At 70.7% G+C, this 5716-nt stretch carries 6 protein-coding genes; 2 read left to right on the forward strand and 4 right to left on the reverse strand.

Annotated elements, in window-relative coordinates; all coding sequences use genetic code 11:
* On the reverse strand, positions 1-245 hold a 245-nt coding region (locus tag BLR04_RS39215; protein WP_143022451.1), incomplete at its 3' end, for a helix-turn-helix domain-containing protein.
* Positions 246-503: 258 nt separating this feature from the next.
* Between BLR04_RS39215 and BLR04_RS39220 the strand changes: the two genes are divergently transcribed.
* Positions 504-776 (forward strand): hypothetical protein, encoded by a 273-nt coding sequence (locus BLR04_RS39220; RefSeq protein WP_090774245.1) that lies wholly within the window; start codon positions 504-506, stop codon positions 774-776.
* Between the two features lie 64 nt (positions 777-840).
* On the opposite strand, the gene BLR04_RS39225 is transcribed toward BLR04_RS39220, so the two are convergent.
* From BLR04_RS39225 to BLR04_RS39235, 3 genes are read right to left on the reverse strand one after another with little or no spacing between them, the layout of a single operon-like run.
* Positions 841-3111: a xanthine dehydrogenase family protein molybdopterin-binding subunit gene (locus BLR04_RS39225; protein ID WP_245741012.1), complete on the reverse strand. Its 2271-nt coding sequence runs from the start codon at positions 3109-3111 to the stop codon at positions 841-843.
* A complete protein-coding gene (locus BLR04_RS39230; RefSeq protein WP_090774247.1) occupies positions 3108-4094 on the reverse strand; it encodes an FAD binding domain-containing protein in 987 nt (328 codons plus the stop codon). Before BLR04_RS39230 ends, BLR04_RS39225 begins: the two co-directional genes overlap by 4 nt.
* Positions 4091-4600, reverse strand: a complete 510-nt coding sequence (locus BLR04_RS39235) for a (2Fe-2S)-binding protein (protein ID WP_090774249.1) — start codon at positions 4598-4600, stop codon at positions 4091-4093. Before BLR04_RS39235 ends, BLR04_RS39230 begins: the two co-directional genes overlap by 4 nt.
* Before the next feature lie 319 nt (positions 4601-4919).
* Here BLR04_RS39235 and BLR04_RS39240 point away from each other — a divergent pair.
* The coding region (locus BLR04_RS39240) for an XdhC family protein (protein WP_090774251.1) at positions 4920-5716 on the forward strand (797 nt) is incomplete at its 3' end.

Here is a 5716-nt window from a genome sequence, read left to right on the forward strand (position 1 = left end):
AGCCATGCCCACTGCGCCGGTGTCAGCTTTTCGCGTGAGACCGGCCCTTTCGAGCGCAGCGCCTCGGTGCCGCCCTCCCGCCAGGACTTGCGCCATCTGGCCACTGTCCGCTCATGGACTCGCAGCTCACGAGCGATCTGTCTGGTGCCGTGCCCGTCCTCGAACCAGTCGGCTGCCTGTAACCGCAGCCGTTCCCGTCGTTCCTGCTCTGCGGGGGTGTACCCGCCTCGTTGCCCGTAGCGCATACATCGGTCGTACACCTACAACGGCGGACCGTCACGACTCTCTGACTCTACGAATTCAGCCTGTGTAGCGGCGATATACCGAGGTCAACGACCCTGCCGGGACCTTTCCGCATTTCCCTGGGATAGCGGCAGGATGCCGTGCGGACGTGTTTTCCGTGGCCACTGGTCACCCCGATAAGCGCGTTATACGGTACTTGCACCGGGTTCGGCGATTGTTTGCCGGACTGAATTGTCCATACACTCTTGACAGGAGGATTCATGGCAATAACAAAAAAGGTCCTCGCGTCGGTCGCTGTCTTTGTGGCGGCGTTCACCCCGGCTGTTGTCTCACCGACGCCGGCATTCGCCGCCAACACCTGTGGTTTCCCGACCCAGGCCACGCCCCCCAGCAGGTTCATCAGGAGCTACCCCAACTGCAAGCAGTGTGAGGACGAGGAGGGCGTCAGCATTTCGGGCTACTTCTACTACTGCACCTACAACCCGAGCAACAACCTGAACGACCTCCACATGTACCTCCTCCGCGTCGGCTAGCCGGGACGACGGGCGCCTCGGCACCCACGGCGCCAGGCACGGGTGTGCCGGGCGCCGCGGGCGGTCACAGGAACTTGTCGAGGGTGAGGGGCAGGTCGCGGACGCGGACGCCGGTCGCGTTGTAGGCCCCGTTGGCGATGGCCGCCGCCGTGCCGATGATGCCGATCTCGCCCGCGCCCTTGGAGCCCATCGGGTTGATGTGCGGGTCACGTACGTCGAGGAAGTGCACCTCGATCGAGCCGACGTCGGCGTTGGCCGCGATGTGGTACCCGCCGAAGTCGTTGTTGACGAAGTGCCCGTAGCGGTGGTCGAGCGCGGTCTCCTCGTGCAGCGTCATGGAAAGGCCCCACGTCATGCCGCCCAGCAGCTGCGAGCGGGCCGTCACCGGGTTGATGACCCGGCCCACGTCGAACACGCCGAGCAGGCGCGGCACGCGGATCTCGCCGGTGTCCTCGTGCACCCGTACCTCGGCGAACTGCGCGCCGTAGCTGCCGAACTCGTACTGCCGCAGCCTTGGGTCGTCGGGCATGCCGACCGTGACCTCGATGCCCTCGGGCGGCACCTTGCCGCCGTGCTCGTCCACGGCGGCGTGCAGGGCGCGCGCGGCCTCGTAGACGGTCGTGCCCCAGCTGTTCATGCCCGAGGAGAAGCCGCCGCTGGACGCGCGCGGGTACGACGAGTCGCCGATCTGCAGCGTCACGCGGTTCTGCGGGACGCCGAGCGCCTCGGCGGCGATCTGGGCGAGCGTCGTCCAGGTGCCGGTTCCGATGTCGGCGGCGGCGATCCGTACGGTGTAGCGGCCGTCCCGGTCGACGCGCGCGAAGGCGGTGCTGCCCGGCAGGCGGGGTGACGGGTAGGTCGCGGCGGCCACACCGGTCCCGATCAGCCAGCCGTCCTTCCTGCGCGTACGGGGCTTCCTGGCGCGGTTCTTCCAGCCGAACCGGCGGGCGCCCTCCTCGAAGCACTGCTTCAGGTGGCGGCTGGAGAACGGCTGCCCGGTCTCGGGGTGGGTCTGCGGCTCGTTGAGCAGGCGCAGCTCGATCGGGTCGAGGCCCATCTTCTCGGCGAGCTCGTCCATGGCCGACTCCAGCGCGAACATGCCCGTGGCCTCGCCGGGACCGCGCATGATCGTCGGGATGGGGACGTCCAGGAGGGCGATCCGCGTGCTGGTGCGCCGGTTCGGCGCGGCGTACATCGACCGGCTGGCCTGGACCGTCTGCTCGGCGTACTGCTTGGCCTTGGCGGTCTCCTGGACGGCGTCGTGCGAGATCGCCACGAGCCTGCCGCGGGCGTCGGCGCCGAGCCGCACCCGCTGGATCGCGGCCGGACGGTGGCCCACCAGCGTGAACATCTGCTGCCGGGTGAACGACAGCTTCACCGGCCGGCCGGGGACGAGCCGCGCGCCCATGAGGGCGAGCGTGCCCCACAGCGCGGAGAAGTCCTTGGAGCCGAAGGCGCCGCCGACGTACGGGGAGATGAGGCGCAGGCGCCCCGCCTCCAGGCCGAACGCCCTGGTCAGGAGCTCCTGCGGGGTGGAGACGCCCTGCGACCCGCAGTAGAGCGTGATCTCGTCGTCGGTCCAGGTGGCGACGGCGGCGTGCGGCTCCATGGGGTTGTGGTGCTGGACGGGAGTGGTGTACGTGGCGTCCACCCGGTGGACCGCCGAGGCCAGCCCGGCCGCGAAGTCGCCGGCGGACGTGTCGGCGGGCGCGCCGTTCATGAGGTCGCCGGGCAGCTGGCCGAAGCCCTGGGCGTGCTGGGGCTTGCGGAGGTCGTCGCGGTCGGTCCGCAGATCGACGTCGACCGGCTCCGCGGCGTACTCCAGCTTGACCAGCCCGGCCGCGTACCTGGCGGTCTCGATGCCGTCGGCGATGACCGCGCCCACGATCTGCCCGTGGTAGGCGACCCTGTCCGACTGCAGGAGCGCCACCTCGGGCTCGTCGGCCCACGCCAGCCGGGGAGCGTTCAGGTGGGTCAGCACGCCGAGCACGCCCGGCTCGGCCAGCGCCGCGCGCGTGTCGACCGAGGTGACGCGGCCGGAGGCGATGGTGGAGAGCAGCGGGTAGAGGTAGGCCGGTTTCTCGACGGGCCACTCGAAGGCGTACGTGGCGGCGCCGCGTACCTTCAGCGGGCCCTCCACTCGCTTGAGCGCCGCGCCGATGCCGCCGCGGGAGGCCGCGGCGGGCGGGGCCGTGACGGGTCCCGCCGCCTGAGCCGGTTCCGCCCCGAGGGCCTCGAAGGCCCCGAACGGCACCATGGTGGCGCCCAGGCCGGCGACGCCGGCCTTGAGCACGGCGCGGCGGGAAGGCTCGTTGGTCTCGTTCGGGCTGGTCATGCCCCCTCCGTGAGGTCGCGCAGCATGCTGACGATGGTGTTGCGGGCGAGCGGTACCTTGAACGCGTTGCCCGCGAGCGGCCGCGCCGCGGCGAGTTCGGCCTCGGCGGCGGCGCGGAAGCCGGCCTCGGTCGCGGGCCGCCCGACCAGCGCGCGTTCGGCCGTGGTCGCCCGCCAGGGCTTGTGCGCCACGCCGCCGAGCGCGAGGCGGACCTGCGTCACCGAGCCGTGCCGTACCTCCAGCGCGGCGGCGACGGACACCAGCGCGAACGCGTACGACGCGCGGTCGCGCACCTTGCGGTAGCGCGAGTGGGCCGCGACCGGCGCGGCCGGCAGCTCGACGGCGGTGATGAGCTCGCCCCGCTCCAGGACGGTGTCGCGCTGCGGTCCCTCGGCGGGGGAGCGGTACAGCTCGTTGACCGGGATGGTCCGCTCGCCGGAGGGCCCGACGGTGTGCAGCACCGCGTCGAGCGCGGCCATGGCCACCGCCATGTCGGACGGGTGCGTGGCGACGCACGACGCGTCGGCGCCGAGCACGGCGAGGTCGCGCTGGACACCGTCCCGCGCGGCGCAGCCCGTGCCGGGCTCGCGCTTGTTGCACGGCATGGTGACGTCACGGAAGTACGGGCAGCGGGTGCGCTGCAGGAAGTTCCCGCCGACCGTGGCGAGGTTACGCAGCTGGTACGACGCCCCCGACAGCAGCGCCTGCGACAGCATCGGGTAGCGGCGCCGGATCCGCCGGTCGGCGGCCAGCTCGTTGTTGGACATGCCCGCGCCGATCAGGAGCCCGCCCCCGTGTGCCGGCTCGATCGTGCGGGACACGAGGTGCCGGACGTCGACGAGCAGCTCGGGCTTGAGCACCTCCATCTTCATCAGGTCGACGAGGTTCGTGCCGCCGCCGAGGAAGCTCGCCTCGGGCCGGGCGGCCACGGTGGTGACGGCGGACTCGACGTCCTTGGCGCGCTGGTAGGCGAACGGCTTCACGGTCGGGTCACCTTCTCGATCGCCGTCACGATGTTGACGTACGCGGCGCACCGGCACAGGTTGCCGCTCATCCGTTCGGCGATCTCCGCGCGGTCGAGCACGACCCGGTCGGCGTCGAGGTCGTCGCTCACCACGCTCGGCCAGCCCTCCTTGGCCTCGCGCAGCATCGCGACCGCGGACACGATCTGTCCGGGCGTGCAGTAGCCGCACTGGAAGGCGTCCTCGGCCACGAACGACTTCTGGACGGGGTGCAGGTCGTCGCCGTCGGCGAGGCCGGCGGCCGTGACGACCTCGGCGCCGTCGCCGGCCACGGCGAGCACCAGGCAGCTGGTCACCCGGCGGCCGTCGAGCATGACCGTGCACGCCCCGCACTGCCCGTGGTCGCAGCCCTTCTTGGCGCTGGTGACCCCGAGGCGTTCGCGCAGCGCGTCCAGCAGGGTCGTACGCGTGTCGACGGTGAGCGTGCGCTCTTTTCCGTCCACACGTAGCGTGATCTTCTGCTCCATGATGGTTTTCTTGCTCTTTCTCGGTACGCAAGAATGGTGGTGAAAGCCGCCGGAACGCCGATGGGCGCGGGCGTCACGTGCCGATGAGGGTGCTTCGGACTACCGGCATGACAAGCTATTCAGATATCTGAAAGACAACACCCGGGAGCATAGTCCGCGATTTCCTCGATATCCGTCCGGAGCGGTCGTTCATCGTGGTGTTATCCACCCGTGGATAACGAGAAAGGCGTCATGTTCTAATCGGCAGCCGCTTGCGGCCCTGCCTGTCCCGACGATCCGAGCCGGGCCGCGTACGAGGAACTCAGCGAAAGGCTCGCGCATGCGTGACGTGCTGCCGGAGATCATGCGGTGGTGGCGCTCGGGCGCCGGTTTCGGGCTGGCGACGGTGGTGGGCACGTGGAGCAGCGCGCCGCGTCCGCCGGGGGCGTCGATGGCGGTGCGCGGCGAGGAGGTGGTCGGCAGCGTCTCGGGCGGTTGCGTCGAGGGCGCGGTGTTCGAGCTCGCCACCGACGTCGGTGAGCCGGTCTTGCAGCGGTACGGCGTCAGTGACGACGACGCCTTCGCCGTGGGTCTGACCTGTGGCGGCATCATCGACGTCTTCGTGGAGCCGGTGTCGGCGGAGACGTTCCCCGAGCTGGGCGACATCGCCGCGTCGGTGGAGGCGCGCGAGCCGGTGGCGGTGGCGACGGTGGTGTCGGGTCCGGGACGGATCGGGGCGCGCAGGGTGGTCTGGCCGGATCGTTCGGCTGGGACGCTGGGATTGGCTCGGCTGGACGACGCCGTGGACGACGACGCCCGCGGCATGCTGGCGCAGGGCGTGACGGGGTTGCGGCGTTACGGGCCGCAGGGGGAGCGGCGGTTGGACGATCTGGCGGTGTTCGTGCAGGCGTTCGCGCCGCCGCCGCGGATGCTGGTGTTCGGGGCGATCGACTTCGCCGCGGCGGTGGCCAGGGTGGGCAAGTTCCTGGGTTATCACGTCACGGTGTGCGACGCGCGGCCGATCTTCGCGACGGCCCGGCGGTTCCCCGAGGCCGACGAGGTGGTGGTGAGGTGGCCGCACGACTACCTGGCCTCGGTCGAGGTGGACGAGCGCACGGTGATCTGCGTGCTGACCCA

Origin of the sequence: Nonomuraea maritima (genome assembly GCF_900100395.1) — a bacterium.
GTDB classification, from domain to species: Bacteria; Actinomycetota; Actinomycetes; order Streptosporangiales; family Streptosporangiaceae; genus Nonomuraea; species Nonomuraea maritima.

What these genes read in the sequence shown, in the direction of transcription:
- BLR04_RS39235 (WP_090774249.1), bottom strand. Translation starts at nt 4,600, where the DNA reads ATGGAGCAGAAGATCACGCTACGTGTGGACGGAAAAGAGCGCACGCTC.
- BLR04_RS39225 (WP_245741012.1), bottom strand. Translation starts at nt 3,111, where the DNA reads ATGACCAGCCCGAACGAGACCAACGAGCCTTCCCGCCGCGCCGTGCTC.
- BLR04_RS39220 (WP_090774245.1), top strand. Translation starts at nt 504, where the DNA reads ATGGCAATAACAAAAAAGGTCCTCGCGTCGGTCGCTGTCTTTGTGGCG.